The organism is Metapseudomonas boanensis (assembly GCF_042232855.1).
GTDB lineage: Bacteria > Pseudomonadota > Gammaproteobacteria > Pseudomonadales > Pseudomonadaceae > Metapseudomonas > Metapseudomonas boanensis.
In genome coordinates this window covers 4,973,181-4,999,635 of the sequence record NZ_CP113889.1, presented here as the reverse complement: position 1 = coordinate 4,999,635, position 26,455 = coordinate 4,973,181, and the positions used below count along the sequence as shown (strand labels likewise).

Below are 26,455 nucleotides of genomic sequence, written 5' to 3'. Positions count from 1 at the left end.
TCCAGGGAGGTTGCGGAGTCGTATCGGCTCCTTAAGGCGACTGGCTCGGGGCTCCCTTGCCGGGATCAGCGTCGTTTGGGGTTCTGGACCGAATGTACGCAATCAGCGCATTCAGCTCCTCGTCGTTCAGGGTGTAGGCGGGCATCACGGGTGCAAACCCCTTCACGATCATGGCTGCCGGCTCGATGACCGATTGTTTCAGATACGCCTCGTCGACCTTCACCTGCTTGCCATCGGCCAGGGTTTCCGTGCGGCCGTACAGTCCGTACCAACTGGGGCCGACACCCGTGGCACCGTCGACGCTGTGGCAGGCCAGGCAGCCATGCTTCTCGGCCAGCTGCTGTCCCTTGACCGAAGGCGTGTCATTGCTGCGCAGTGCGTCCAGTTCCTTGCGGCCAGCCTCGCTCAACGACTTGACGAAGGCTACTACAGCGCCCAACTCATCCCGGTTGAAAGTATAGGGCACCATCACCGGGGGAAAACCCTGGACCAGGCGGGCCTTCGGATCGAGGATCGACTCGGCCAGGTAGGCGTCGTCGACCTTGACGCTGCTGCCATCGGCCAACTGTTCGGTACGGCCGTACAGGTCTTTCCAGCCCGGGCCGAGGCTGGTGCTGCCATCCTGGCTATGACAGGCGCTGCAGCCGTGGCTATCCACCAATTGGCGGCCTTTCTCCAGCAGGCTGTCTTGGCTGGGGCGCGCGGCCGCTTGCAACGTCTGGGCAAAGGTTTGCTGGCCGGCGAGCCACCGGCCGAAGGCATCCGGCTGCTCGACCACCAGGTGGCCGCGCATATTGAAGTGCCCCACGCCACAGAACTCGGCACACAATATTTCGTACTTCCCGGGCTGGGTCGGCGTGAACCAGAAATGGGACACCATGCCCGGAACCATATCCATCTTTCCGCGAATCTGCGGGATGTAGAAATTGTGCAGGACATCCTTGGAGCGCAGCAGCACCTTGATCGGTCGATTGAGCGGAAGTCGAACTTCGTTGCTGCGGATGAGGACATCGTCCTGCCCGGTGGGGTCATCGCGGTCGAGCCCCAAGGGGTTGGCGCTATCGACCCAGTTCACACCTGCGCGGCCGAGCTTTCCGTCCTGCCCGGCAAAGCGAAATGCCCATTGCCATTGCTGGGCGATCACTTCGAGTTGATAGGCGTCTTTCGGGACCTGGACGAAATCCTTGTAGACCACCAATCCCGGGGCCAGCATGCCCATGATGCCCAGGGAGGTCACGACGATCAGCCAGAATTCCAGTCGCTTGTTTTCCGGCTGGTAGGCTGCCCTGAGCCCTTCCCGGTGACGGAATCGGATCACGGCTACGGCCATGAAAACCGTAACGGCGATGAAAAAGATACCGGTGATGACCAGCGTAATGAGTAGGGTAGTGTCGATCGAGCCCCAATTGGATGCAGCCGGGGTCAGATGCCAGGGAGCCAGCAGGTGAAACAGGACTGATGCCACGACCAGCAGCATCAAGATGATTGCGATCGCCATGTTCTCTTCATCCTGTGGCGCTTGCTAGCTGGCCATGAAGATGTAGCGACACCCGATAACATCGGCTGACTGTCCGTCAGCTTCCCGAACAACTTGGCAATATTCCCTGTCGATCAAGGGCGAAAACCATGGCAATTATAGTCCATGGAAAATTGGACGTTCCCCGTGGTTTGGCAGCGCAATGCCCGGCAATTGGCAGGGCATCGCGCGATAATCATTCGGCCCAGGGGTTCAGGATGATTTTTCCGGAGGCCTTGAGTGACTCCGGCAGCCGGTGAACCTAGGCGGCCTGCGTGAGTGTTTGCGTGATTAGACGACCGGAATTATCGGTGGTCGCAGGTCCTGGCCTCCAGCCAGTTGCTGTGCCATCTCACCCGCCTGCTCATGGGGCACACCAAGCGGCACTGCGCTGGCGGCGCTGAGCCGGTCGAACTGCTCCTCGGTGAGTGCTACGTCCAGCGCGCCGAGGGTGGCGTCGAACTGTTCGCGGGTACGCGAACCCAGGATCGGAATCATCGCAGTGCTGGAGCGGCGGGCGTTGTGCAGCAGCCAGGCAATGGCGACCTGGGTTGCCGTCGTGCCTTGTTCGGCCGCCACGGCGAGGAGGGCGTCGAGGATGGCGGTTTCACGCGCGCTCTTCTCGCCATGGACCAGCATGCCGAGCTTGGTGGCACGGGTGTCATCGGTGCTGGTGCGGTACTTGCCGGTGAGGAACCCACCGCCGAGGGGCGACCACTGGGTGACCGCCAGCCCCAGGGCTTCGGCCATCGGCAGCAGCTCCCGGTCAGCGGTTCGCTCGGCCAGGCTGTATTCCAGCTGGATCCCCGCCAGAGGTGCCCAACCCCGTACGTCTGCCAGGAGATCGGCGCGTGCGATACGCCATGCCGGGAAGTTGGAAAGCCCGGCGTAATGAATCTTGCCGGCGCTGACCAGGTCATCGAAGCCACGAAGGATTTCGTCCATCGGTGTAGCGCCGTCGGTAATGTGCGCCCAGAGCAGGTCGATGCGATCCGTGTTCAGGCGCTTGAGGCTTTCCTCGACGGCACGAACCATGTTCTTGCGGCTATTGCCCGTCCGTGAAAGACCGGCAGCAGGTGTCGTGCCCATGGTGTACTTGGTTGCGATCACGAAGTCATCACGCTGCGCGGCGATGAACTCGCCAAGAAGGACTTCCGACTGGCCCGCCTGGTAGCCATTGGCGGTATCGAAGAAGTTGCCACCGGCCTCGACGTACCCGTCGAAAATCCTCTTGGCTTCTTCCCGTTCTGCGCCGTGGCCCCAGCCGGTACCGAAGTTACCCGTACCCAAGGCCAGTTCGGAAACGCGAAGGCCGGTCCGGCGTCCAAATGTGGTGTAGCGCATGTTGTTCTCCTGCGTGGGTGGTTCTTTATATTTCGGTCATCATATGTGAATTTTCAGACTTCGTCGCTGAATCTAGTCCATCGCAGGAATCGAGAAATGCTATTGGTCGTGAAGGCATTCGGGGCAGCGTTTGTCGTGCCGCCAGGCCGACTGGCGGCTGCGCACCGACTGCCCGGATTCGCCAGTCAGCTCCTGATACATCCCAGGCGCGGTATCTCCCTCGGTACTGATCAGCAGGACGCGCGAGCCGGCATTCAGCCCGACCTGCTCGGCCAGTCGGGAATCGCGGCATAGCGCGGCAAGCCCTGCCAGTCCGGCCGCGCCGGACTCGCCCGAGACGATCGGTATGTCTCGCTCGTTGCCTGCCGCCAGGGTGCGCATCGCCGCCACGGCGTCGGAATCGTCGACGGTCATGAACCAATCGACTCCGGGTTGCAGGAACTTCCAGGCCAGGGGAGAGGTTTCACCGCAGGCCAGGCCCGCCATCACCGAGTCCACCGAGCCGGTCGCGTTCGCTGCCTCGCCCCGTAGCGCGCTCTGGTACAGGCAGTCAGCTTGCTGCGGCTCGACCACGATAAAGGTCGGGCGGCCCGATCGGTCAATTTCCCAGAAATAGCTGGCGATGCCTGCCGCCAGCCCGCCGACACCTCCTTGCAGGAATACGTGCGTGAAGGCCCCATTGCCGGCCTGCTCGACGATCTCGGCAGCGATGATGCCGTAGCCCTGCATCACATCGCACGGGATGATTTCGTAGCCGTCATAGGAGGTGTCGGAGACCACCTGCCAGCCGTTTTCAGCGGCCAGGCGGGCCGCTTCGGTGACCGATGCATCGTAGTTACCGGAGATCCGCACGATCTTGGCGCCGTAGTCCGCGATGGCCTGCTCGCGCTCCTGACTGACGTGGGCATGCAGCACGATCGCGCAGCGACAGCCGACGCTCTGCGCAGCTGCTGCCAGGGCGCGGCCGTGGTTGCCGTCGGTGGCGCTGATCACCGTGAAGTTGTCCAACTGTCTTTCATAATCACCGGCCAGCAGCCGCTGAGGGTCGAAGCTCAGGCTCGGGAACAGTCGCAGGATCAGGCGTACCAGGGCGATCGGTGCGCCGAGTGCCTTGAAGCTGCCCAGGGGCGAGCGCATTGACTCATCCTTGACGCTCAACCCGCCAAGGCCCAGTTGGCTGGCCAGATCCGGGAGGCTCCAGAGCGGCGTTGCGCTGGGGCGGAGCATCTTCCAGCTCGACAGCCAGGCGCGGCTTTCGCGAGCCTTGTGCACGTTCATGAACTGCTGCAGATCGGCAGGGTAGGGGGCGAAGGTGGCTTGCGGGTTGCGGGTCAGCATCGGATGCTCCAGATTCGCTGCAAATAATGAAGGTGAGCGCCTGGCCTCTTTCCCGCAGACGGGAGAAGGGCTGATCGATTCAGCGGGTCACGTCGAGACGCCGCAGCGCTACGTCCAGCAGCACCTCGGCTCCCTTGATCAGCTGGTCGTCGTCAGTGTGTTCGCGGGGGTTATGGCTGATCCCGTCTTGGCTAGGCACAAAGATCATGGCCGCCGGTGCAATGCGGGCGATCATCTGGGCATCGTGGCCGGCCCCGGACGTGATGCGACGGTGGGTAAGCCCCAGCCGGCTGGCCGAAGCTTCGATTTCGTCGGCCAGTTGCGCGTCGAAGGTCACCGGTTCGAAGCGCGCCAACTGCTCGCTGTGGATGCCCACGCCTTCTGCCTCGGCGGAGCGGGCTAGGAAGTCTGCCAGACGCTGCTCGGCGGCCTGCAAGCGCCCTTCGTCCGGGTCGCGCAGGTCCACGGTGAAGGTTGCCTTGCGCGGAATCACATTGATCACATTGGGCTCGAAACGCATGCAGCCAACGGTGGCCAGAGTGCTGCCGCCGGAGTCTTCGGCGATCTCGCGCAGGTGATGAACCACGGCACTGGCGACCCAGCCAGCGTCATGCCGCAGCCTCGTCGGCGTAGTGCCGGCATGGTTCGCGCTGCCGTGGATGGTGATCTGCTGCCAGGAAATGCCCTGAAGGTTCTCCACCACGCCAATGACCGTGTTCTCCGCTGCCAGAATCGGGCCCTGCTCGATATGCAGTTCCAGGTACTCGTGCGGCACGATCGAGCCTGGCTCCAGGTCCCCGGCGTAGCCAATGCGGGCCAGCTCTTCGCCCAGGCGGCTGGCGTCAGTGCCGATGCTGGCCAGCGCCGCCTCCAGCGTCAGACCGCCAGCGTGGACCAGCGAACCCATCATGTCCGGCTGATAGCGCACACCTTCTTCGTTGGTGAAGGCGGCGATGCACAGCGAGCGCGTCGGTATGAGCCTGGCTGCGCGAAAAGCACGGATCACGGCCAGGCCAGCGAGCACGCCATAGCAACCATCCAGCGCGCCGGCGTTGGTCACTGTGTCGATATGGGACCCCAGCATCAGCGGCGCTTGCGAGCCGTCATCGCTGGGCGAGCGCAGGGTGCCGAAGATATTGCCGATACGATCGATTCGTACCTCCAGATCCAGCTCGTGCATCCAGCGGCGCACCAGGTCGCGGCCGGCTTTTTCGTCATCGGTCAGTGCGATGCGCGTGCGGCCACCCAACTCCTGATCCAGGCCGATCTCGCCCAGTTCACGGATCTGGGTCAGGAGCGTTGCCCCATCCAGTTTCAGCTCGGGCTCGTGCATGCTGCTTTCTCCTCGGTTCAGGTGCCGCTGCGTCTGAAGTGAAATTTTATTGCTTGGGTTGCGCCTTTCATGCTCACTTTTGCGAGATACTCCGCACTCTGATTTCTAATTTTGGGGTGTTTGATCAATAGAATTTCAGGAGCTGACATGAGTCTCGATGCCTACGACCTCAAGCTGCTGGCCGAAGTCCAGCGGGATGCCGACTTGCAGCAGAGCGAGCTGGGAGAGCGGGTGAGCCTTTCACCTGCTGCAGTCAACCGCCGCCTCAAACGTCTCAGCGCCGAAGGTGTGATCAGGAAGCGAGTCGCCCTGGTCGACCCGGCAGCGTTGGGCCACCCACTGACCATCATTGCCGAGGTGGAGGTGGAAAGTGAGCGCATCGACCTGCTGGACGCCATGAAGCGTAGCTTCGCGGCGTGCCCACAGGTGCAGCAGTGCTACTACGTCGCCGGTGAGTGGGACTTCGTGCTGGTGCTGAGCGTGACCAGCATGGAGCAGTACACCGAGCTGACCCGGCAACTGTTCTTCGAGAACAACAACGTCAAACGCTTCAAGACGCTGGTCTCCATGGGCAACGTCAAGGTTGGACTGGAAGTGCCGACGGGAGCGGTGGCTAATGGATGAACCGGGACCCGCTCCCGGGCGATGCGTCAGGCTTCGATTCGTACGTCGCTCGCGGGGGTGATGACCGCCCGATGGCCGAAGCTCGTCATGTTCCCCAAGGTGATGTTGTGATGGGCCGTAATCTGCGCAGCAGTCAGGACGCCGTTGTCCACAGTCGAATGCGCGTCCCCTGCGAGCACCACGTCATATCCCAGTGCCAGTGCGCGCCGGACGGTCGTGTCTACACAGAAGTCGCTCTGCAAGCCGCACATCACAAGCCTGGTGATGTCACGCTCCTTTAGCAATTGGCTCAACTCGGTCCGGTGGAAGGAGTCTGGCGTCGTCTTGCGAACTCGAATGTCCTCCGGCTGCACATTCAGCCCTTCGGCGAGCTGCCAACCATCCGTGGCGAACTGAAAAGGCCCGTCGACTTCTTCATGCTGGATCAGAAGGACCGGCGCGCCAGCGTTTCGTGCTTTTTCGCTAAGCGCATTGATTCGTTCAATGACCCGGTCGATATCGAAGGCTACTTCTTCCCCGGTGCAAAGTGCTTGTTGGACGTCGATGATCAGGAGTGCAGTGGTCATGGCGCGTTTCCTTGGAGTTGACCTGGGGGCAAGGGATGTGGGGGCGGAAGTAGCTGGTTCCGGATTACGTTTGCGCACTCGAATTGAAGGCGCCCAGGCCCTACCTTTTGCCCTGTGCGGGTGCCGCTATGAGTCAGCATTTGCCTTGCTTTCGCGACGCATATCCATCCAGCGGACGATCTCCTCATTGAAACCGGGGGGAGCCTTGCGACCAACCCGTCGCACCAGATCGAGGACCGTTTGCTGGGCCAGCGCTTCTTCCATTCGTTTCTGGGCCGTCTGCATGACCGCGTGAATCGCGCAGGTGCCGCTCAGAGCCCAGTCCGGAGGCGAGCCATCGAAGACGGCGCACCGCCCCCTGATGTCGCGACACTCGAAGATGGATTTCTGCCCATCGATGGCCCGAACGATATCGAGCACCGTGATCTCATCGGCCGGCCTAGCCAGCTTGAAGCCTCCCCGCACGCCTTCGGTGGCGACCACCAGATTCGCTTTCGCCAGTCTGGTGAACACCTTGGCCAGCAGCTCCTGAGGCACACCCTGCAGTTCGGCCAGGGCGCGGACGCTGGACTCGCGGCTGTCTCCCTTCTCATCCGCCAGGTAGAGGAGGCAGTGGATGCCGTACTCCACCCCTGCGCTATAAAGAGCCATCTTTAACTCCGACAATAGTAGTCGTACTAATCTGCGGCTTATCCAGGGCCTTCACAAGCCTTTTACCCCGGGAAGCGGTTGTTTGTTGCCGCCGATGCGGCTCTTTTCCTCTGCTTAATGTTCGCATTTTATAAGATTCAGTGCTGTTCACGAGCCTCGCTGGAGAAATGATGGCGACGAGCGGCGGCCGGAGCAAGGGAAAAAGCTTGCTCACATTAACTACGACTATTAAAGTCGTAGTTATGAGATGAGCGATGACGCAAAACCAGCACTGCTGACAAGCCTGCCCATCCCGTACCGTTCGACTCGATGCCTGTGTGCATTCGTTTGGAACACGATTCCTTTCCCAATCTGGAGACAAGCATGAAACAACGCATTCTGATCGTCGGCGCTGGCTTTGGTGGCATGTGGAGCGCCCTGAGCGCGGCTCGACTGCTCGACCTGCACGGTCACACAGATACCGAGGTGGTAGTCCTGGCACCCCAGGCCGAGTTGCGCATTCGCCCGCGCTTCTATGAGGCGGACGTGCATAAGATGAGCGCGCCACTCGGTGAGCTTTTCGAAGCCGTCGGAGTGCGATTCGTCAAAGGCATGGCCGATCGGATCGACGTGGCAGGCAAGAAAGTCGAGTACCGCGATGGGCAGGGCGTGGCCGGCGAACTGGTCTATGACCGGCTCGTCCTGGCCAGTGGCAGCAAAGTCCTCCGCCCGGGCCTGGCAGGTGTCGAGCATGCCTTCGACGTCGATCAGATCGAAGAAGCCGTGCGCCTGGAGCAACACATCAAATCCCTGAGCCAGCTGCCGGCGTCGAGCGCCCGCAATACCGTGGTCGTCGCGGGTGGTGGTTTCACCGGGATCGAGACCGCCACCGAAATGCCGGCCCGCCTGCGTTCCGCCTTGGGCGCGGATGCCGACATCCGCGTGATCGTCGTGGATCGTGGCAGCGAGATCGGCGCCGCCCTGGGCGACGGCCCGCGTCCGCTCATTGCGGAGGCTTCGGCAGAGTTGGGCGTCGAGTGGAGGCTGAATAGCACGGTGGCGTCGGTCGACGCTGACGGTGTCACCCTGGCGGATGGCCAACGCATCGAGGCCAAGACGGTAATCTGGACCGTAGGCGTGCGCGCCAGCTCGTTGACCGAACAGGTTCCGGCAGAGCGTGACCGCTTCGGCCGCCTGCATGTGGATCGCAACCTCCAGGTGCTCGGCCACGCCGATGTGTTCGCCACTGGCGATGTCGCCTACGCCGCGACCGATGACGAGGGCAATTACGCGCTGATGACCTGCCAGCACGCAATCGCCCTGGGCCGTTCGGCCGGCAACAACGTGGCCGCCAGCCTGCTCGGCGTCGAGCCAATCCCCTACAGCCAGCCCAAGTATGTGACCTGCCTGGACCTGGGTGGCTGGGGCGCGGTCTTTACCGAGGGCTGGGATCGCCAGATCAAGTTCGTGCGGGAGGCCGGCAAGCAGCTCAAGACCCAGATCAACAGCATCTGGATCTACCCGCCGGCGGCAAATCGTGCCGAAGCGCTGGCGGCGGCGGATCCGATGATCCCCGTGGTCTGATCACGGCAGACCTCTGGTCAATGCAGTTTCCGCCCCGTCGAACGACGGGGCGGTCGTTCATGCACAAGCGACTCCCAGGAGTTCTCCATGTCCCTGACAGTCCTGCTTTCAACCCGTGCTGTGGCGCAGTCGGTCATCGCGCACTTCGTCACTGAGTTCTTGCCCGGCGACGTCTGGGAGCTGGAGGCGCAATCCGGCGACGGGCGCTCATGGCGGCTACACCTGGCGATGGCTCCATCCACCGACCCGGTTCAGCGTCTGCTGTTGTCGGCCCTGAGGATCGACTGGATGCTTGGGATGGAGTTTGCGACTGCTGATTCGGCATCCTCGGAGTGACCAGGCGCGAGCGATGGGTACCGTTCCGATCCATCCCATGTGGCAATTGTGGCCAGCAGACGCCGACGAATGAGGCCCCACGGTTGAAGACAAGTAGAATCACGCCATTGAAGGTTTTTTCAAGGTTGCTGCGGTGGATCTACATCTGGGTTTCGTCCTGACCCGACACTGGCGCGATACGTCCGCCGGCGCGGAAGTCGAGTTCTGGCTGGCGACCGATGAAGGCTCCCGGCGAATTCGTATACCGCTCCAGACCTCGGTTGCCTTCATTCCGGCGGAACAACGCGAACGCGCCGAGACGCTGCTGCGCGGCGAGCGTGACGTCGAACTGCGCCCGTTGGGATTGTGTGACTTTCGCCATCGCCCCGTGGTTGGTCTGTACTGTCAGCAACACCGCCAGTTGATGCGCCTCGACAAGCTGCTGCGGGGCGCGGGTGTGGACGTGTACGAGGCCGACATCCGTCCGCCAGAACGTTACCTGATGGAGCGTTTCATCACCGCGCCGGTGCTGTTCGGCGGTACGCCAGACGGCAGCGGCGTGCTGCTCGACGCGCAGATGAAGCCCGCGCCGGACTATCGCCCGGCGTTGAAGCTGGTCTCCCTCGACATCGAGACCAATGCCCATGGCGATTTGTACTCCATAGCCCTCGAAGGCTGCGGTCAGCGCCAGGTCTACATGCTCGGCCCGGCGAACGGGCAGGGCGATGCGCTCGAATTCCGCCTGGAGTACTGCGACAGCCGTGGCCAGCTGGTTGAACGGCTGAACGAATGGCTGGCCCGCCATGATCCTGATGCAATCATCGGCTGGAACCTGGTGCAGTTCGACCTGCGCGTGTTGCGCGACCATGCCCAGCGCCTGAAGGTACCCTTGCGGCTTGGCCGCGGTGGCGATGAGATGGGCTGGCGCGAGCACGGCAGTCGCAACAACCACTACTTCGCGGACGCCGCCGGAAGGCTGATCATCGATGGCATCGAGGCACTTCGCTCAGCCACCTGGAGCTTCCCTTCGTTCAGCCTGGAGAACGTCGCACAGACCCTTCTCGGCGAAGGCAAGTCCATCGACAACCCTTACCAGCGCATGGACGAAATCGACCGCATGTTTACCGAGGACAAGCCCGCCCTGGCGCGCTACAACCTCAAGGACTGCGAGCTGGTGACGCGCATCTTCGAGAAGACCGAGCTGCTGACCTTCCTGCTTGAGCGCGCCACGGTCACCGGCCTGCCCGCGGATCGTAGCGGCGGCTCGGTGGCAGCCTTCACTCACCTGTACATGCCGCTGATGCACCGTCAGGGCTTCGTCGCACCCAACCTTGGCGAGCGGATGCCGGAGGCGAGCCCCGGCGGCTTCGTGATGGACTCGCGGCCCGGTCTGTACGAGTCGGTGCTGGTGCTGGATTACAAAAGCCTCTATCCGTCGATCATTCGCACCTTCCTGATCGACCCGATAGGGCTGGTGGAAGGCCTCAAACATCCTGACGACACCGACTCGGTACCAGGCTTTCGTGGGGCGCGCTTCTCGCGCACCAGGCATTGCTTGCCGGCCATCGTGGCGCGCGTGTGGGAGGGCCGCGATATAGCCAAGCGCGAGCACAACAAGCCGCTCTCGCAGGCGCTCAAAATCATCATGAACGCCTTCTACGGTGTGCTCGGTTCCAGCGGCTGTCGCTTCTTCGACCCACGCCTGGCCTCGTCCATCACCATGCGCGGCCACGAGATCATGCGCCGCACGCGGGAGCTGATCGAGGCCGAGGGCTATGCGGTGATCTACGGCGACACCGACTCCACCTTCGTCTGGCTCCGCCGCGCCCACGCGGAAGAGGACGCAACGCGCATCGGCCGGGCGTTGGTTCAGCGGGTCAACCAGTGGTGGCGTGAATACCTGCAGGATGAGTTCGGCCTGGATAGTGCGTTGGAGTTGCAGTTCGAAACGCATTACCGGCGCTTCCTGATGCCGACCATCCGTGGGGCGGAGGAGGGTAGCAAGAAGCGCTACGCCGGCTTGGTCAGGTGTGCGGACGGCAGCGAGCAGATGGTCTTCAAGGGGCTGGAGACCGTGCGCACCGACTGGTCACCGCTGGCCCAGCAGTTCCAGCAGGAGCTTTACCAGCGCATCTTCAACCAGCAGCCCTTCGAGGACTACGTGCGCGAATACGTGCGCCGTACCCTGGCGGGCGAACTGGACGACCTGCTGGTGTATCGCAAGCGCTTGCGCCGTCGACTGGACGACTACCTGCGCAACGTGCCGCCGCACGTACGCGCGGCGCGCATCGCCGATGACTACAACGCCCGCCAGGGGCGGCCGCTCCAGTACCAGAGCGGTGGATGGATCAGCTATGTGATCACCACAGCCGGTCCGGAGCCTTTGGAAACCCGGCGCGCGCCCATCGACTACGACCACTACGTGACCCGCCAGCTGCAACCAGTGGCGGATGCGATTCTGCCCTTCGTGCAGGCAGACTTCAGCCGCTTGATCGATGGACAGCTCGGCCTTTTCTGAATCGGTTGTTCGCCAGTCAGCAGGTTTTGGTCCAGACATCAGTCGGAGCCTGGGTAGGAGCCTCGGATTGAGGTCAGTCCTCTGCGCTTCCAGACGGGCCGCAGGGCTTCAACCGATCAGCAGGAGCGGTTCCTGCATTGGCGTAGGGGCTTGTCGAATGGCCGTGTGGGCAGGCGGTACGCTCACAAGGATCGTGTCCCAACATGCTGCCCAAAGAAAGCAGACATCGAACCCTGTCGCTCTGATAGGAAAGAAGGGGTGAGACCCGTAGCCAAACATTCCTGTGGCAGACGCTTGCCTTGCTAGCCACTTACCGATTTCCAGACCCGGCACGCCGTTGAAACCACGTGCGGCCGGTCTGTGCTGTGATCACTGTATGAAAAATTTGAGTTCACTCTGTGTCTGACATTGCCATTTGATCCGATCTAGCATCGTCTCCCTTACCAAGGTGCTTGCGATGAATGAGATTCCCGGTGGTATTCATTTTTCAGGGTTGACGGCGCGTCGGTTGGTTCCGAATGACCTCGAACTCATCTGTGTTCAGCGCGAGACGATGTTCCTGGAAGCGGGAGGAGAGCCATCGGCACTGCGATTGATGACCGAGCACTTCCGGCCCTGGTTGCGCGAGCGATTGCTCGATGGGCGCTACTACGGTTTCGCGCTGATGGAGGACGAGCAGCCGGTGGCTGCCATAGGCTTGATGAATATCGACTGGCCGCCCCATCCGTCCCATCCGACCTTGGATCAGCGCGGCTATGTGCTCAATGTGTACGTCGAACCCGGTTACCGACGCCGGGGACTGGCTTCTGCGCTGATGAAGTTGGCCGAAGCTGAGTTTGTCCAGCGTGGGCTGAGTTTCGCGGTACTGCATGCGACCGCGAGCGGTAAACCCGTCTATGAAGGACTGGGCTGGGTGGCTACCAGCGAGATGGCAAAGATCGTCCAGTGATCGATCACCATTGGTGGTCCCCAGTTTCGTAGGCCTATACAAATGCCTGCTCTTGGTCAACTGCCGACGGTAGGTACCCCTTGCTCTCGGGCTGAGACAGCAAATTCTGGATCGCTTGCTCCCACCTGGACCGAGAGCGGGCCAATCTGACCGGCGAAGACTCGGCGTAATGCAGGCGGTGGATCTCCAATGGGGGCGTGGGTGGGATGCGTGGGCCCAAGCGGCAGCCACCCTCGCGGAGCCCGGTCGCTATGCGGCGCGCTTGGCGGGGAGTAGGGCAGGTCTGCGACGGGGTATCGTCAAGCCTTGATCAAGGCGAATTGGCAGGGGCTAAATGAAATGTAATTATATTACATTTCATGAGTTGCCCTCCATGACCTTATCCCCCTCGACCCGCCTCCATTCGATCGACGCCCTGCGTGGTCTGGTCATTCTGTTCATGCTGCTGGATCACGTCAGAGAGACCTTTTACCTGCACCTGCAGGTATTAGATCCCATGGACGTCCTGCAGACTGATCCCGCTCTGTTCGCCAGTCGTACGCTTGCGCATCTCTGTGCACCCGTGTTCATTCTCCTGACCGGCTTATCGGCCTTCCTCTACGGCGAGAGGCAGGCCGGGCGCAGCGCGGTTTCCAGCTTTCTCTTCAAGCGCGGGCTGTTTCTGGTCATGCTGGAGATCACCCTGGTGAACTTCGCCTGGACTTTCCAACTACCGCCCAGTGTGATCTATCTGCAGGTGATCTGGGCCATCGGCTTGAGCATGCTGGCACTCTCTGCGCTGATCTGGCTGCCGCGAGCGTTTCTGATCGCCCTGGCGCTCCTGCTCATTGGCGGGCACAACCTGCTCGATGGCGTGCATTTCTCCGCGGCGTCCTGGTTTCACATCCCATGGGCAGTGTTGCATGACCGCAGCTGGATCGAGGTGTCCGAGGGGCTGCGCCTACGCACCTCCTATCCGGTGCTGCCCTGGATCGGTGTGATTGCGTTGGGCTATGCCATCGGCCCCTGGTTCGCCCGAGCGAGCGATGCTGACCGGCGTTACCGTTGGCTGCTCACGTCAGGCGTCTCTGCGCTGGTTGCGTTCCTGGTATTGCGCCTGTTCAACGGCTATGGCGAGAAGCCTTGGTTCACTGGGGAAACCGTCGTCCAGACGCTGATGAGCTTCCTTAACGTCACCAAGTATCCGCCATCCCTGCTATTCCTGGCGCTGACGCTGGGGGTGGGCGTGCTGCTGCTGGTGGTTCTCGAGCGTCGCGGCGATGGCCATCTGGTCCGATGGCTGGCGGGGTTCGGTGCTGCTCCGATGTTCTTCTACCTGCTCCACCTCTATGTGTTGAAGGCGCTCTACGTGGCCTGCCTGGCAATCTGGGGCCCCAACCACGGGCAGTACTTCGGGTTCGACTCGGTTTCGGCATTGTGGTTGACGACGGCGCTACTGGCGGTGGGGCTGTATCTGCCGGTGTGTTGGTTTGCCCGGTTGAAGGCGCTCCGCCGAGACATGACCTGGTTGAAATACTTCTAGAGAAATCCGGCGGATCCAACCTGCTGTAGCGGATTGCGGCACGGGCAAGAAAGGCTGGAGGATCAGTGATGGCGCTCCAGTACTCGATCTGGCGCGATTGGCCCCCAGATCACGTTCGCCGGCCGGTCACTCGGGCAACCCAGCCAGCCGCAGTCCATCGGCGAACCGCGCGAGATCCTCGGGCCGTTGGATTGGCAGCCAGTCCTTCAGGTTGGAGACGCGCAAAGCTGGATCCAGCTCGTGTAGGCGCTGCATCGCCTGCTTCGCTTTGTCCATCCGTCCGGCTAGCGCATGACTGGCCGCCACCAGGGCAACCGGAACCAGGAGGCTCGGCAGGTTGCCCAGAGCCTTTTCCGACCAGGTTGAAGCGGCGTCGAAGCGCCCGGCGAAGAAGTGCGCGAGCGCCATCCCGATCTGCATCCGGAACATTTCCGGATCTAGCGGACTCAAGCGAGTGGCATGCGTCAGGTTTTCAATCGCGGCGTCTGTTTCACCGCGAAGTGCGCGCAGGATACCGCCGAGGTACCAGGCGGGGGCGAGGTTGGGATTGAGTAGGCGTGCCCTGTCGAGGAGGGCAATTCCACCATCGACATCGCCGGCGAGATGGCCAAGTGCATGTCCGCCTCGCGTCAGCGCCACCGCATCATCTCGGCCGAGCTCCACCGCCAAACGTGCGAGTCGTACGCCCTCGGTGATCTCGCGCGTCCGATCGGTCATCCAGCCATTCACCTTGCGCCAGAAGTGGCACCAGGCCGCCATGCCATAGGCCGATGCAAACTCTGGATCGAGCTCGATGGCCTTGTAGAACAGCGGCAGTGCCTCCTCGATGGCTTCGCGGGTGCCGCTGTGCAGTTTTGCCATTCCACGCAGGTAATAGTCATAGGCGTCCAGGCTTTCTGTCGGTTTGCGTTTGGCACGTTCGATTTCCGCCCGTTCGAGCTGCGGCGCGATAGCGCCGACGACGCTTTCGGTAATTTGATCCTGCAGCTCGAAGATGTCGTGGAGCATCCCTTCGAAGCGCTCCGCCCAGATATGCATCCCGGTCGTCGCGTCGATGAGCTGTCCGGTGATGCGTACCTTGTTCCCGGACTTGCGCACGCTACCTTCGAGCACGTAGCGCACACCGAGTTCCTGTCCGACGCCCTTGACGTCCACCGTCCGGCCTTTGTAGGTAAAACTCGAATTGCGCGCGATGACAAACAGCCAACGGATACGCGACAGGGCGGCGATGATGTCCTCGACCATGCCGTCGGCGAAATAGTCCTGATCTGGATCGCCGCTCAGGTTGTGGAAGGGCAAGACGGTAATGGAGGGCTTGTCCGGCAGCACGAGCGCGGCTGGAGGCGTTTGCGTCGAGTCAATGGCCGCGCGCTCGCCGGTGCCTGGCCAGTCCGGTTGTCGCGTTTCGTCGCGCTCGTCGACTTTGATCTGGCCGACGAAGCGGTAACCCTTGCGGGCGACCGTGCGCACCAGGCGCTGCTCTTCACCGGTATCGCCGATTGCCTTGCGCACCGCGTTGATGTGGCTGGTGACGGTCGATTCCGAGACGATCCGGCCGCCCCATACCGCCTGGAGCAGGTCATCCTTGCTGACGACGCGATCGTGGTTGCTGACAAGCTGCAGCAATAGATCGAAGACCTGCGGCCCGACGGCCACGACTTGCCCGCGCAAGGTCAGTTCCCGGCGCTCCTGATCGAGCACGTAGTCTTCAAAGGCGAATTGCAAGGTGAGTATCCCCGAGTCGAGCGCCCTCGACTCCGTGTCCAAGTTGGCGATTAGTAGGTGCTATCGATATTACGGCAGCGCCTGAGTCGCCGCATTGCCCACGGCAAGGAATGCCCGTCTGCCAACGGCGCCTTTGGACGAAAAAACAAGCATGGCCGGAGGCAAACTCAAGGACGCCACAAGGACTTCCCCCATATGCGCAGGCACTCTTTCTCTAGATCGACAGCAAATGGTTGCCGTCGGAAAGCGGAGAGAAGCCATGAAGATCGTCGTCATCGGAGGCACTGGCCTCATCGGATCGAAACTTGTGAAGAACCTCCGCGAGCGCGGCCACGACGTGCTCGCAGGCTCTCCCAATACGGGCGTGAACAGCATCACCCGCGTGGGCCTGGCCGAAGCGATGGATGGTGCAGAGATCGTCGTCGACGTGGCGAATGCGCCCTCGTGGGAGGACAAGGCCGTCCTCGAATTTTTCGAAACGTCGGGCCGTAACCTGCTGGCTGCGGAAGCGGCCGCTGGCGTCCGCCATCACGTTGCCTTGTCGATTGTCGGTAGCGAACGGCTTCCCGAGAACGGCTATTTCCGGGCCAAAGTCGCGCAGGAAAACCTCATCAAGGCGTCCGGCATTCCTTACACCATCGTGCGTGCCACGCAGTTTTTCGAGTTTGTCGGCGGTATCGCGCAGTCGGCCACCGTTGGCGAGGAGATTTGCCTGTCGCCGGCACTGATCCAGCCGATAGCGTCCGACGACGTGGTGGCGGCACTCGCCGATCTCACACTGGCAATACCGGTCAATGGCACGGTCGAAATCGCCGGTCCCGAGGCCATGCCACTTGACGAGCTGGTCAGGCGCTTTCTGAGGGCAACTCAAGACACGCGCAAGGTCGTGCCGGACGTGCATGCGCGCTACTTCGGCGCCTTGCTCGACGATCAATCGTTGACCCCCGGCAAGAACCCGCGCCTGGGCGTAATCCACTTCGAGGACTGGCTTGGCCAGTCAACAGCGCAAGCGGGGCGCTGAGGCGCCCAAGGACAAACCAGCAAAGCGTCGACCTGCTCCCGGGCCGCGCCTCCACGAAACATATCGACCAAGGAGAGTTGCCATGCTCACTCGCTATCTCTTATCCGCTGTTTTCGCAGCGTTCTCGATCACCACAGCTTCGGCCGGTGACCCGCCCCCAGGCAAGGTGACGGTCGTATTCGATCGCCCCCTTCCGAACGTCCCTGGCAAGAGCATGAAGGGGGTGCTTGTCGAGTACGCGCCGGGCGCCGCGTCGCCGGCCCACCTGCATCCGCGCTCTGCCTTCATCTATGCAACGGTCCTTGAGGGTGCGGTCCGCAGCAGCGTCAACGGCACCCCGGAGAAGGTCTACAAGGTCGGCGAAAACTTCGTCGAAGAGCCTGGCTCCTTTCACGGCGTAAGTGCGAACGCCAGTGATACGGAACCTGCACGCCTCTTGGCCGTGTTCGTCCTCGACAGCAACGAAAAGGAACTCGTCACGCCCGCCAAGAAATAGTTGATCTACGCGCCGGTCGACGCTCGGCAGCCCAGGCGACTTCCGCCTGGGCTGCCGGGGTCATTGGCATTGAACAGGACACGAGAAATGAAATCGCTCAAGGGCAAGATCGCCATCGCCACCGGCGCAAGCTCAGAGAATGGTGTCGTAGTGGTGCGGCAAAACAAGAGAAAGATGATCGGCTTGCTGCTGTGTGTAGGCGCAGTCGTGGTTGTGGCTGCCGGGGGGGCCATGGCTCTGTCGAGCGGCGAGGTCTCGACCGACAACGCCTATGTGCGCGGAGACGTCACCTCTCTCGCCGCCAAGGTTGCCGGCTACGTCACGGCGGTGGAGGTGGAGGACAATCAAACCGTCCGGGCGGGCGACGTCCTGTTCCGCATCGATGACCGGGACTATCGCGCACGGCTTGCGCAAGCCGTGGCCAATGTCAGCGCTGCCCAGGCTCGCCTGACCCATGTCGATGCCCAGACCCAGCTTCAGCGGGCCCTGATTCGACAGGCGCAAGCCCAAAGACGTTCGGCCGCAGCCGAGATGAATCTGGCGACCAAGACCCATGATCGTAGCCGCAAACTTATCGTCAGCAACGCGGTCAGCCAAGCCCTGGTCGATGAAACCGGCACGGCACGATCCAGAGCCGAGGCGGTCGTATCGGCAGCATCGGCATCGGTGGAGGCGCAACAGCAACACATTTCTGTCCTGGTGGCCCAGCGAGAAGCTGCCGTTGCTGCTGTGACACAGGCACAAGCCGCCCGCGATCTGGCCCAGATCGATCTCGACAGCACGGTGGTACGCGCGCCAATCGATGGCGTTATCGGTAACCGCCAGGTTCGCATCGGCCGGTTCGTTACCCCGGGCGCTTCCTTGCTCGATATCGTGCCGGTCAATGATGTATGGGTCGTGGCGAACTTCAAGGAAACCCAGCCGAACATATCCGCCCCGGTCAGAGCGCGCGCATCACGGTCGACGGCTACCCCGACGGGGCACTTGAAGGTGTGGTCGACAGCTTTGCTCCGGGTAGTGGGTCGGCGTTCAGCTTGCTCCCCACGGACAACGCGACCGGGAACTTCGTGCGTGTCGTGCAGCGCGTTCCGGTAAAGATCCGGCTTGCCCACAATCCGTTACCAGGGCGCATCGTTCCTGGCCTGTCCGCGCGTGTCGAGGTTGCGCAAGGGGGCGGCTCATGAACACGACTGCCACCGCCATGCCGAGCACCGGCAGAGCAACGACCGGCGTCCTTCTCATTGCGGGTATCGTGCTTGCCGCACTGACAGAAGCGATCGCCAGCACAGTTCTGTCTCTCGGACGCAGCGACATCATCGGCGACATCTATGCAACGTCTGATGAGTTTGCCTGGTTGGATATCGGCTACACCGCGTTCAAGCTGATCGGGTTCATGACCGCCCCTTGGTTGATGAGCCGCTTCTATCCGCGGCATGTAATCATCGGCTCGACCCTGGTGATGGGCCTGGCGTGCGCTATTGCCGCCATCAGCGCACGGCTGGACCTGCTGGTCGCACTTCGCATTGTTCAGGGCTTCGCCGGCGGCACCCTGCTGGTCGGGGGCCAAGTGGCCATATTTCGCGCCTATCAGCGCGCCCATCAACCCATCCATCAGGCCCTGTTTGCCATGGGGGCCGTTGTTGCGCCTGCGACGATCGCCCCGGCCCTCCAAGGATGGTTGATCGACAGCCAATCCTGGACATGGATTTTCTTCAGCGTTGTTCCGATTGCATTGGCGGCTACCGGACTTCTGCTGATTGCTGACCGTCCAATGCCCATCAAGACCCGGCCCAGTCCGTTTGACTGGATTGGTTTTTCGCTGATCGCTGCCACCCTTTTCTGTTTCACCTATGTTCTCAGCCAGGGCAGTCGATGGGACTGGTTCGAGGAGCCTCACATCCTGTGGCTGAGCGTGATCGGTACAGCCGCCCTGCTGGCATTTCTCGGCCAGCAAGTGTTAGCCAAAGGCCAAGGTATGCTCGACTTCAACCTGTTCAAATCGAGTGATTTTTCCTTCGCCTTTATCGTCAGTTTTGTCGCCGGTGCAGCCTTGTTCGGCAGCGCGTTCCTGATTCTGGCGTTCGCCCTGTCCGTCCTCGCGTTCACGCCTACCGATGCCGGCCAGCTCCTGTTGCCCAGTGGCGCTTTTTTCATCGGTGCGCTCCTCCTTGCTGCCTTTCTCATGCAGGTCCGCCGCGTTCCGCCGTTTGCTACTGTGCCCTTTGGAATCCTGATGATCATGGTGGCGATGTGGATGCTGTCCGGTTCGACCAGCGAAAGCGGCGCCGACGACATGATGGCGGCCATCTTGCTGCGCGGCTTGGGGCTTGGCTTTCTGTTTCTATCGATCACGCTGATCGCTTTCAGCAACCTCAACAGCCGAAATCTCGCCTGTGGAATCGGCCTCTTCAACACCGGTCGCCAGTTGGGTGGCCTGATGGGGGTTGCAGGACTTCAGACACTGATCGACCACAACGTCGTCACCAATGTCGTGGTTCTCGGCACTGACGTCACCGCAGGGGGGACCTCGGTCATCGAGCGGTTGACGACCACGACAGCCATGCTGACGGTGAAAGGGATGGATGCAGCGGCCGCTAGCCGGGCAGCGACGAGCCTGCTGGGCCGGCTCGTGTCAGGTCAGTCCAGTGTGATTGCCTTCGACACCGCGTTCAACGCAGTTGCCCTGCTTTTTGTAGCCGCCGCCCCCGTGCTGGTCGGCATCAAGATCGGATTCTCGAAATACGCGAAAGTGCGCGCCGCGCGAGCCGTAGCGTGAGACAGCCCACGCCAACCAGCACTGGATCGGATTCTCCCTACGCGTCCTTCAGGTCACGAGCCCGTAGCACGGCACGGCCGGATGGGCACGATTGCGTGCGGTCACGAAAGGTACGAAGCCGCGGCCAGCGCTCCAGCCAACCGGTCGGTCTGGGGACGGCAGCCAGGTCGTCGAGCATTGGCGTCAGGAGTGCATCTGCAATGCTTTAGCGATCGCCGCAGATAAAGGAACGTTCACCCAACTGTGTATTCCAGAGCTGTTGACGCCCAATTCGAGTGATTGTGACACATCGGCGCTGGAGGTTCTGACCCACCCAATACAGTGAATGTGATCCACCGCACTGATGATTCTGACCCTGCCCCAGGGCTTTCGGACTTTTCCTATTTACTTGCGACACACCATCCGCAGAGCCTTGGACTAGGTGCCTTGCTCAACACCAGTCTGCTGGTGAGTCGGTGCCTCCATCGTCAATGGAAAGGTGCGCCCTACCCGCGTGGGGCGACTTGTAGAGAGGGAATTCAGTGGCTATCGGATATTTCATTCGTCGCGGCGACAAGACCACCTGTGGTGGCGTTGTGCTGGAAGCAGATCATCGCGTCATGATGTTCGGCATTGCGCATGCTCGCCAGGGGGATCGGGTTTCCTGCGGCAAGGATGGAAAGGTCTACCGGATCATAGGCAGAGTCTCGTTCATCCACAGCCACGGATCTCCGGTGGCGGGCACCCTCGATAGCCTCAGCGGCTGCCCGTGCAGGGCCAGGCTGCTGCCATCGTTGTTCAGCGCTACCTATCAGTCGGATCGCGGTGAAGCCAAAGCCGCGACAACCATCTCTTCGCCCGCCGTTGCTGCGGTACCGCTTGCCGCACCGCCCTTGAGGACTTCCCCCAAGCCGGCCGCGCACAATCTGCTGGAAGAGGAGGAAGAAGAGGAGGAGCTGGAGGAGGCCGGCATCGTGCTGCGCCTGGGGCTGTTCTTCGACGGCACCGGCAACAACCAGGCCAATAGTGCCGCAACGGCTGGATGCTATGCGGTCAACTTGGGGATGTCGGCAGAGGTCGGCGAGGACATTCGCCAATACTGCGCCACCTACGGCTATGACGGCAAAGGCAACACGCCGGACAACAGCTACGGCAATGAAGTCAGCAACGTCGCGCGTCTCTACGGCCTCTATCTGGATCAGGCCGAGGAACAGCTGCCGTCTGGGACAGAAGAGGCCTATCTCAAGGTTTATCTCGAAGGCATAGGCACCCGCAGCGGCCTGGGTGACTCTGTTTACAGCCAGGGCAGCGGTCGGGGAGAGACCGGCGTGGTGGCGCGGGTCGAACAGATGCCAGCAGTGGCTCTGAAGCAATTACGGTTGCTACGAGATGCTAATCCCAGCCTCAAGATCCGTCGGATCGAGATTGATTTGTTCGGATTTAGTCGGGGCGCGGCGGCGGCGCGCCACTGTGCCAATGACCTGCTCAAGGGGCCGAACAGCGTGCTGGCCCGGTCGCTGCCCGCCGGCTCGCCCTTCTTGGTGTCCGGGTTCACCTGGCGCCATCGCAGCGACTTTGTCCTCAACTTCATTGGGCTGTTCGACACTGTGGCCGGCATCGTCGCGCTGGGCGAGGGCGATTTCAGCCCGCACAATGCCGACAACCCCGGGCTCCAGCTGCGGCTCGCCCCCGGCATGGCCCGCCAGGTGGTCCACTTGGTGGCCGGGGATGAGTACCGTCACAATTTCTCCCTGACCCAGGCCGAGCAGGACATCGTACTCCCTGGCTGCCATTCGGACATCGGCGGCGGCTACCTGCCCTTGATGCGGGAGAAGCTTCTGTTGAGCAAGCCGGACAGCAGTGTCGAACTCGACCTGCTCGCCAACGAGCGCAGTGCCGCCTTTTCGCGCACCAAACTGCGCTTCAATCAGGAGGCGCGCCACTGGCTGGCCTATGTGCCGCCCGAGGGGCTCGATATCGTCACCTGGGCGGTACCCGCCCAGCACCGAGCGCGGGACACCCTGGCCGAAAAGCGCGTGTACGCCGCCATCGCCAGCGAGCGTGAGGTGCGCGGCGAGCTGTCGCTGGTATACCTGCGAATCATGCGGGAGCTGGCGGTGCGCACTGGGGTGGCATTTAGAGCAGTGCCGAACACTCAGGCCTTCGCCTTGCCCGCCGAGCTGCAACCTATCGCTGCCAAACTCCAGGCCTTTGCCCTGCGCGAAGCGTTCTCACCGCTGACCACTGAGGAAGCCACCCTGCTGCGCCGCCGCTACATCCATCTCTCGGCCCACTGGAATGCCGCCAAGGGCTGGAACAACAGCGCGCTGGATGTCGTCTTCATCAACCGCCCGGCTGCGGGCATGCAGCGCAAGGAGCAACCCAATGACTAAGTTCCGAGCCGCAGTGTGGTTGGGGCTGCTGCTATGGCTGGCTGGCTGTGCCAACGGTGCCCATCGGCTGCCGTATGATTCGTGGCGGCTGGGCTTGTTTGCACCGAACTACATGGAAGTGTGGATCGAGACCGCCGACGCGGTGGACGTGCAGGAGCGCGTGTTTCGCCGCGCCATGAGCGGGATTGCCGCGATCAATACCCCGAAAGACCTTACCGGCGATCCTCGCGGTTGGCCGGAGCGGCCTGGGGCGGGGGCGGGCAAGCAGGTACTGGGGGCCGACCTGCCACGGCTGATTTATGTGCGCTGGCAGTCGCTGGCCGAGCCGCAGACCTACGAGGCCTATCTCGTTATTCCCGAGGCCACGCGGCAGGCGATGGTGAAGGGAGAAAAGGCATTCTGCCAAGCCGACGCTAAGTGGATCACTGGCTATCGCGATGTGCTGACGGTTGGACTCGCGCCTGGAGGCATCGCCAGGGTCTGGCTCATGGGCGCTTGCCTCTCTGCCATCGACGTGGCGCGGGTGCAGGGTACTGTCGTGAAGGAAGGCCCGGATGGAGGCCAGAGCGGCGACCAATATGCCTTGCCATTGGAGCCGGAGTCCAAAGCCTACATTGAGAAGTTCGGGATTCCCTATGGTTCCTGGTGAGCCCATACCCCTATGGGCTCAGTTGCTGGCCCGATCCAAAAGTAATGATTGATCGCTCATCAATCCTATAGCGAGCGCAATCGTGAGCTGCGCCCGCTGGTTGGATCAAGCGCCCGAGATGATGCGGATCCGCCGCCAAACGGTCGAGCACCCGTTCGGCACGCTGAAGTCCTGGATGGGCGCCGCCCACTTCCTCACGAGAACGCTCGACCGGGTGAGTACCGAGATGAGCCTGCATGTGCTCGCCTACAATCTCAAGCGCGTATTTAACTTGCTGGGCAGCGTGATGGCCGCGATGAAGGCCTGAGGCTTGCTTTAGGAGTCCTGTCCCCTCTCAACAGGCGCGCCGAAGCCGGAAGTGTTCATAACAACCAGAATCACAAATTGCGCCTGATTGCGTCTCCCACGGCCTCTTGGTACTCAGAAAATCACTCAGCAGTCGATCGCTATCGCTTGGTGCGTTTTTAAACGGTCTGGGCTTATAGCGGGCGGAGCAGAAGAATAAATCTGCCCCATTATTTCTAAATCGGTGTCCGGAATCAGTAGACCACTACAGAGACCTCGGCAGTGCGCTGACGCTTATCCGCAAGCACGTCAGAAGAAGCCGATCCGCCCACGCTTGCTCAAGTTTTCAGGGTGCAGCGGCCACCTTCGGTAAAAAGGGAACACATTTACTTTTCCTGCTCTAAACGTCTGCTCCTGGGCCCATAGCGGCCATGGCCGGCAGGCAGCTTCCGACTCGATGCGGATGGCAGAGCAACAGATTTCCGGCAGGCAGCATCGTGTGCCTCCACCGGGCTATCGCGAGAAACGCTTGCGATAATCCCGGGGCGAGATTGCCAGATGGCGTTGGAGGCGCTGATTCGCGTCGCTGTGGCCCTCAACATGTCGGCCGCTCGCCCCGTCCGCTCCCAGAGAACCAGGAGCGCTTGCGGGGCGTCCTGGAACCCGCTGAATGAGCTGCGCTCCGAAACTTTGGCTCGGTCAGCCGGCGGCGGGGGGGCTGCTGCTAGCCGGAGGCTGCCTGCGAGGAGGGAAGCTTTCCGCCCGTTCTGGTCGTTGGCAGGCGCAGTCAGCGGTTCAAGCCGGTTGGGCGATCTGGATGAGATTGCCGCAAGTGTCGTCGAATACAGCGGTGGTGACCGCCCCCATGGCAGTCGGCGGCTGGGTGAAACGGACACCGGCTGCGCAAAGCCGGGCATATTCCGCGTGCACATCTTCGACCCCGAAGGACGTATAGGGTATTCCGTCCTGTTTGATCGCCGATTTGAATGGCCTCGCGGCAGGGTGGACGTCGGGCTCCAGCAGCAACTCAACCCCGTCGGGATCGCCGGGGGATGTGAGCGTAAGCCAGCGATGCTCGCCCATAGGGATGTCGTGCTTTAGCTCAAAACCGAGCACGTCCCGGTAGAAAGCCAATGCTTTCGCCTGGTCGTCAACGAGCACACTCGTTACAACGATCTTCATGGATCTCTCCTCCATCTTGATGGGGGCGTCCAACCCTCGAGCATGTTGGGAGCACTTTCGGCGAGCGTAATACTCGAAAGCCTGGGATAACACCTGCCGCTTGTTCGGGAGTGAAAACGGCCCCAGATTGTTACTATCGCGTTGATAGCAGCAACTCCCGTGGTTCAGAGCGACCTGGTCGTGAAGGCAGCATTGAGTTGAGAAGCAGCGAAGGTAGTTGGATCAGCGATAGCAATGCTTTCGTCAGGAGGAGCCATGTCTCCAGCGGACTATGACAAGCTTGATGGGGTCGCACTTGCCTCCATGCTGCGCGGCGGAGAAATCTCTCCGTTCGAACTGATGAGCATCGCTGTGAAGCTCGCTCAGGAGAGGGCGATGCCTTTGAATGCGCTGTGCTCCCAGCGCTTTGAAGAATCCCTGAAGATCGCAAAGACGGCGCATTTGACCGGGCCATTTGGAGCTTTGCCTTTTCTGCTCAAGGACTCTGGCCTTCCATCCAGGCATTTGCCTGCATCGTTGGGATCGCGGCTATTCCGCGATATGCCATTCACCTTTGATAGCACCCTGGTGGAGCGGTTCGAGGCCGCCGGCTTTCTCAGTTTCGCCAGGACGACGGTTCCCGAGCTCTGCATGGCGCCCACGACTGAAGCAGTCGTGTACGGCGGCCCAACGCTGAATCCCTGGGATGCGACCCGATCCCCTGGCGGTTCCAGCGGCGGCGCGGCAGTAGCCGTCGCGTTGGGCGTCGTACCCATTGCGCATGGAAGCGACGGCGGCGGATCCATCCGTATCCCGGCGTCGTGCTGCGGTGTATTCGGCTTGAAGCCATCGCGCGGGCTTCTGCCGATGGGGCCCGCTCGAGGGGAGGGCTGGGGAGGCCTCGCCACGGACGGCGTGATTACCCGGACGGTCAGGGATACGGCCGCCGTTCTCGATGCGATCAAGGGCCCTGATCCCGGGGCGCCGTACGCGGCGCCGCCAACTCCAGCCTCGTACCTGGCGAATCTGGATAGACCTTTCGATCGACCGCTCCGCGTGGCCAAATGGGTGTCGGCGTGGAACGATATCAACGTCGACCCTGACTGCCTGGCTGCCGTGGATAGGGCTGAACAATTACTGGTTCAGAATGGCCACGAGGTCGTCGAGGTCAACCCGCCTGAAATCGATTTCGACGGGTTTGTAGACTCACTCATCAACGTGATTGCTGCCAATGCGGTCATTTCCGTCGATACCGTAGTCAAAAGTCAGCGGATTGATCATTGGGGCAGACTTCTGGAGCCTGCAATCCTGGATGCCTACCAATACGGCAAGGCACTTCGCGCTACGGATTACATTGCGGCGATTGCGCGCTTTCATCAGATATCGCGTGTGATGGAACAGTACATGCTCGGCTTTGACCTGGTGTTGACTCCAACGCTCACGCAGCTCCCCGTCAAGTTGGGAACCTTGTCGATGAACGAGGACTTCAGAACGTTCAGGCTGAAGGCGGCGAGGTACACCATGTTCCTGGCGATCATCAATGCCTCCGGCCAGCCGGCAGCCAACGTACCGCTGTACTGGAATGAACAGGGAATTCCTGTCGGTATTCAGCTGATCGGGCGCTTCGGTGATGAGGACACGATTCTCAGGGCTAGCGCTGCATTGGAGAGAACATCATCCTGGTTCAGGCAGTACGCGCAGTTGAATACTGAAGATTGACGATTTCCACTG

Annotated in this window: 20 protein-coding genes and 2 pseudogenes; 14 read left to right on the top strand and 8 right to left on the bottom strand. The window is 61.6% G+C overall.

The window, feature by feature from the left end; translation table 11 throughout:
* Positions 1-31 precede the first annotated feature (31 nt).
* From OXH74_RS23340 to OXH74_RS23325, 4 genes are all read right to left on the bottom strand, one after another.
* Positions 32-1,498 carry a c-type cytochrome gene (locus OXH74_RS23340; RefSeq protein WP_375739072.1) on the bottom strand — a complete coding sequence of 489 codons (1,467 nt, stop codon included), beginning with the start codon at positions 1,496-1,498 and terminating at the stop codon, positions 32-34.
* A 309-nt stretch (positions 1,499-1,807) separates the two neighbouring features.
* A complete protein-coding gene (locus OXH74_RS23335; RefSeq protein ID WP_375739071.1) occupies positions 1,808-2,860 on the bottom strand; it encodes an aldo/keto reductase in 1,053 nt (350 codons plus the stop codon).
* A gap of 99 nt (positions 2,861-2,959) precedes the next feature.
* Positions 2,960-4,198: a diaminopropionate ammonia-lyase gene (locus OXH74_RS23330; RefSeq protein ID WP_375739070.1), complete on the bottom strand. Its 1,239-nt coding sequence runs from the start codon at positions 4,196-4,198 to the stop codon at positions 2,960-2,962.
* A 79-nt stretch (positions 4,199-4,277) separates the two neighbouring features.
* The gene (locus OXH74_RS23325; protein WP_375739069.1) at positions 4,278-5,531 is read right to left on the bottom strand and encodes a Zn-dependent hydrolase; all 1,254 of its coding nucleotides are present in this window, start codon (positions 5,529-5,531) and stop codon (positions 4,278-4,280) included.
* Between the two features lie 147 nt (positions 5,532-5,678).
* Between OXH74_RS23325 and OXH74_RS23320 the strand changes: the two genes are divergently transcribed.
* Positions 5,679-6,155 (top strand): Lrp/AsnC family transcriptional regulator, encoded by a 477-nt coding sequence (locus OXH74_RS23320; RefSeq protein WP_375739068.1) that lies wholly within the window; start codon positions 5,679-5,681, stop codon positions 6,153-6,155.
* 26 nt (positions 6,156-6,181) lie between these two features.
* Here the strand turns inward: OXH74_RS23320 and OXH74_RS23315 are convergent, their stop codons facing one another.
* Both OXH74_RS23315 and OXH74_RS23310 read right to left on the bottom strand, forming a co-directional pair.
* A complete protein-coding gene (locus OXH74_RS23315; protein WP_215374896.1) occupies positions 6,182-6,721 on the bottom strand; it encodes a cysteine hydrolase family protein in 540 nt (179 codons plus the stop codon).
* Positions 6,722-6,847: 126 nt separating this feature from the next.
* Positions 6,848-7,372 carry an RrF2 family transcriptional regulator gene (locus tag OXH74_RS23310; RefSeq protein WP_375739067.1) on the bottom strand — a complete coding sequence of 175 codons (525 nt, stop codon included), beginning with the start codon at positions 7,370-7,372 and terminating at the stop codon, positions 6,848-6,850.
* 363 nt (positions 7,373-7,735) lie between these two features.
* On the opposite strand from OXH74_RS23310, the gene OXH74_RS23305 reads away from it, so the two are divergent.
* The 5 genes from OXH74_RS23305 to OXH74_RS23285 all read left to right on the top strand — a co-directional run bounded on the left by OXH74_RS23305 (position 7,736) and on the right by OXH74_RS23285 (position 14,239).
* Complete coding sequence (locus OXH74_RS23305) at positions 7,736-8,935, top strand: NAD(P)/FAD-dependent oxidoreductase (protein WP_375739066.1); 1,200 nt, start codon at positions 7,736-7,738, stop codon at positions 8,933-8,935.
* A gap of 87 nt (positions 8,936-9,022) precedes the next feature.
* Positions 9,023-9,271 (top strand): hypothetical protein, encoded by a 249-nt coding sequence (locus OXH74_RS23300; protein ID WP_375739065.1) that lies wholly within the window; start codon positions 9,023-9,025, stop codon positions 9,269-9,271.
* Positions 9,272-9,404: 133 nt separating this feature from the next.
* Complete coding sequence (locus tag OXH74_RS23295) at positions 9,405-11,768, top strand: DNA polymerase II (protein ID WP_375739064.1); 2,364 nt, start codon at positions 9,405-9,407, stop codon at positions 11,766-11,768.
* A gap of 457 nt (positions 11,769-12,225) precedes the next feature.
* Positions 12,226-12,717 (top strand): GNAT family N-acetyltransferase, encoded by a 492-nt coding sequence (locus OXH74_RS23290; RefSeq protein ID WP_375739063.1) that lies wholly within the window; start codon positions 12,226-12,228, stop codon positions 12,715-12,717.
* A gap of 373 nt (positions 12,718-13,090) precedes the next feature.
* On the top strand, positions 13,091-14,239 hold the full coding sequence (locus tag OXH74_RS23285) for a DUF1624 domain-containing protein (RefSeq protein ID WP_375739062.1): 1,149 nt from the start codon (positions 13,091-13,093) through the stop codon (positions 14,237-14,239).
* Between the two features lie 126 nt (positions 14,240-14,365).
* Here OXH74_RS23285 and OXH74_RS23280 read toward each other — a convergent pair whose 3' ends face one another.
* Positions 14,366-15,964, bottom strand: a complete 1,599-nt coding sequence (locus tag OXH74_RS23280) for a winged helix-turn-helix domain-containing tetratricopeptide repeat protein (protein ID WP_375739061.1) — start codon at positions 15,962-15,964, stop codon at positions 14,366-14,368.
* 259 nt (positions 15,965-16,223) lie between these two features.
* Between OXH74_RS23280 and OXH74_RS23275 the strand changes: the two genes are divergently transcribed.
* From OXH74_RS23275 to OXH74_RS23245, 7 genes and pseudogenes are all read left to right on the top strand, one after another.
* Entirely contained in the window at positions 16,224-16,985 is a 762-nt protein-coding gene (locus tag OXH74_RS23275; protein WP_375739060.1) for an SDR family oxidoreductase, read from the top strand.
* 82 nt (positions 16,986-17,067) lie between these two features.
* Entirely contained in the window at positions 17,068-17,481 is a 414-nt protein-coding gene (locus OXH74_RS23270; RefSeq protein WP_375739059.1) for a cupin domain-containing protein, read from the top strand.
* Between the two features lie 87 nt (positions 17,482-17,568).
* Positions 17,569-18,665: pseudogene (locus tag OXH74_RS23265) on the top strand (HlyD family secretion protein).
* A complete protein-coding gene (locus tag OXH74_RS23260; protein ID WP_375739058.1) occupies positions 18,662-20,257 on the top strand; it encodes an MFS transporter in 1,596 nt (531 codons plus the stop codon). Before OXH74_RS23265 ends, OXH74_RS23260 begins: the two are co-directional and overlap by 4 nt.
* Before the next feature lie 521 nt (positions 20,258-20,778).
* Positions 20,779-22,629, top strand: a complete 1,851-nt coding sequence (locus tag OXH74_RS23255) for a PAAR domain-containing protein (protein WP_375739057.1) — start codon at positions 20,779-20,781, stop codon at positions 22,627-22,629.
* Positions 22,622-23,278 carry a DUF2931 family protein gene (locus OXH74_RS23250; RefSeq protein ID WP_375739056.1) on the top strand — a complete coding sequence of 219 codons (657 nt, stop codon included), beginning with the start codon at positions 22,622-22,624 and terminating at the stop codon, positions 23,276-23,278. Before OXH74_RS23255 ends, OXH74_RS23250 begins: the two co-directional genes overlap by 8 nt.
* Positions 23,279-23,378: 100 nt before the next feature.
* Positions 23,379-23,585 (top strand): annotated as a pseudogene (locus tag OXH74_RS23245) (transposase); the annotation flags it as partial.
* A gap of 773 nt (positions 23,586-24,358) precedes the next feature.
* On the opposite strand, the gene OXH74_RS23240 reads toward OXH74_RS23245, so the two are convergent.
* Positions 24,359-24,745, bottom strand: coding sequence for a VOC family protein (locus OXH74_RS23240; RefSeq protein ID WP_375739055.1), 387 nt, complete (start codon positions 24,743-24,745; stop codon positions 24,359-24,361).
* 255 nt (positions 24,746-25,000) lie between these two features.
* On the opposite strand from OXH74_RS23240, the gene OXH74_RS23235 reads away from it, so the two are divergent.
* Entirely contained in the window at positions 25,001-26,443 is a 1,443-nt protein-coding gene (locus OXH74_RS23235) for an amidase (protein ID WP_375739054.1), read from the top strand.
* The last annotated feature ends 12 nt before the right edge of the window (positions 26,444-26,455 follow it).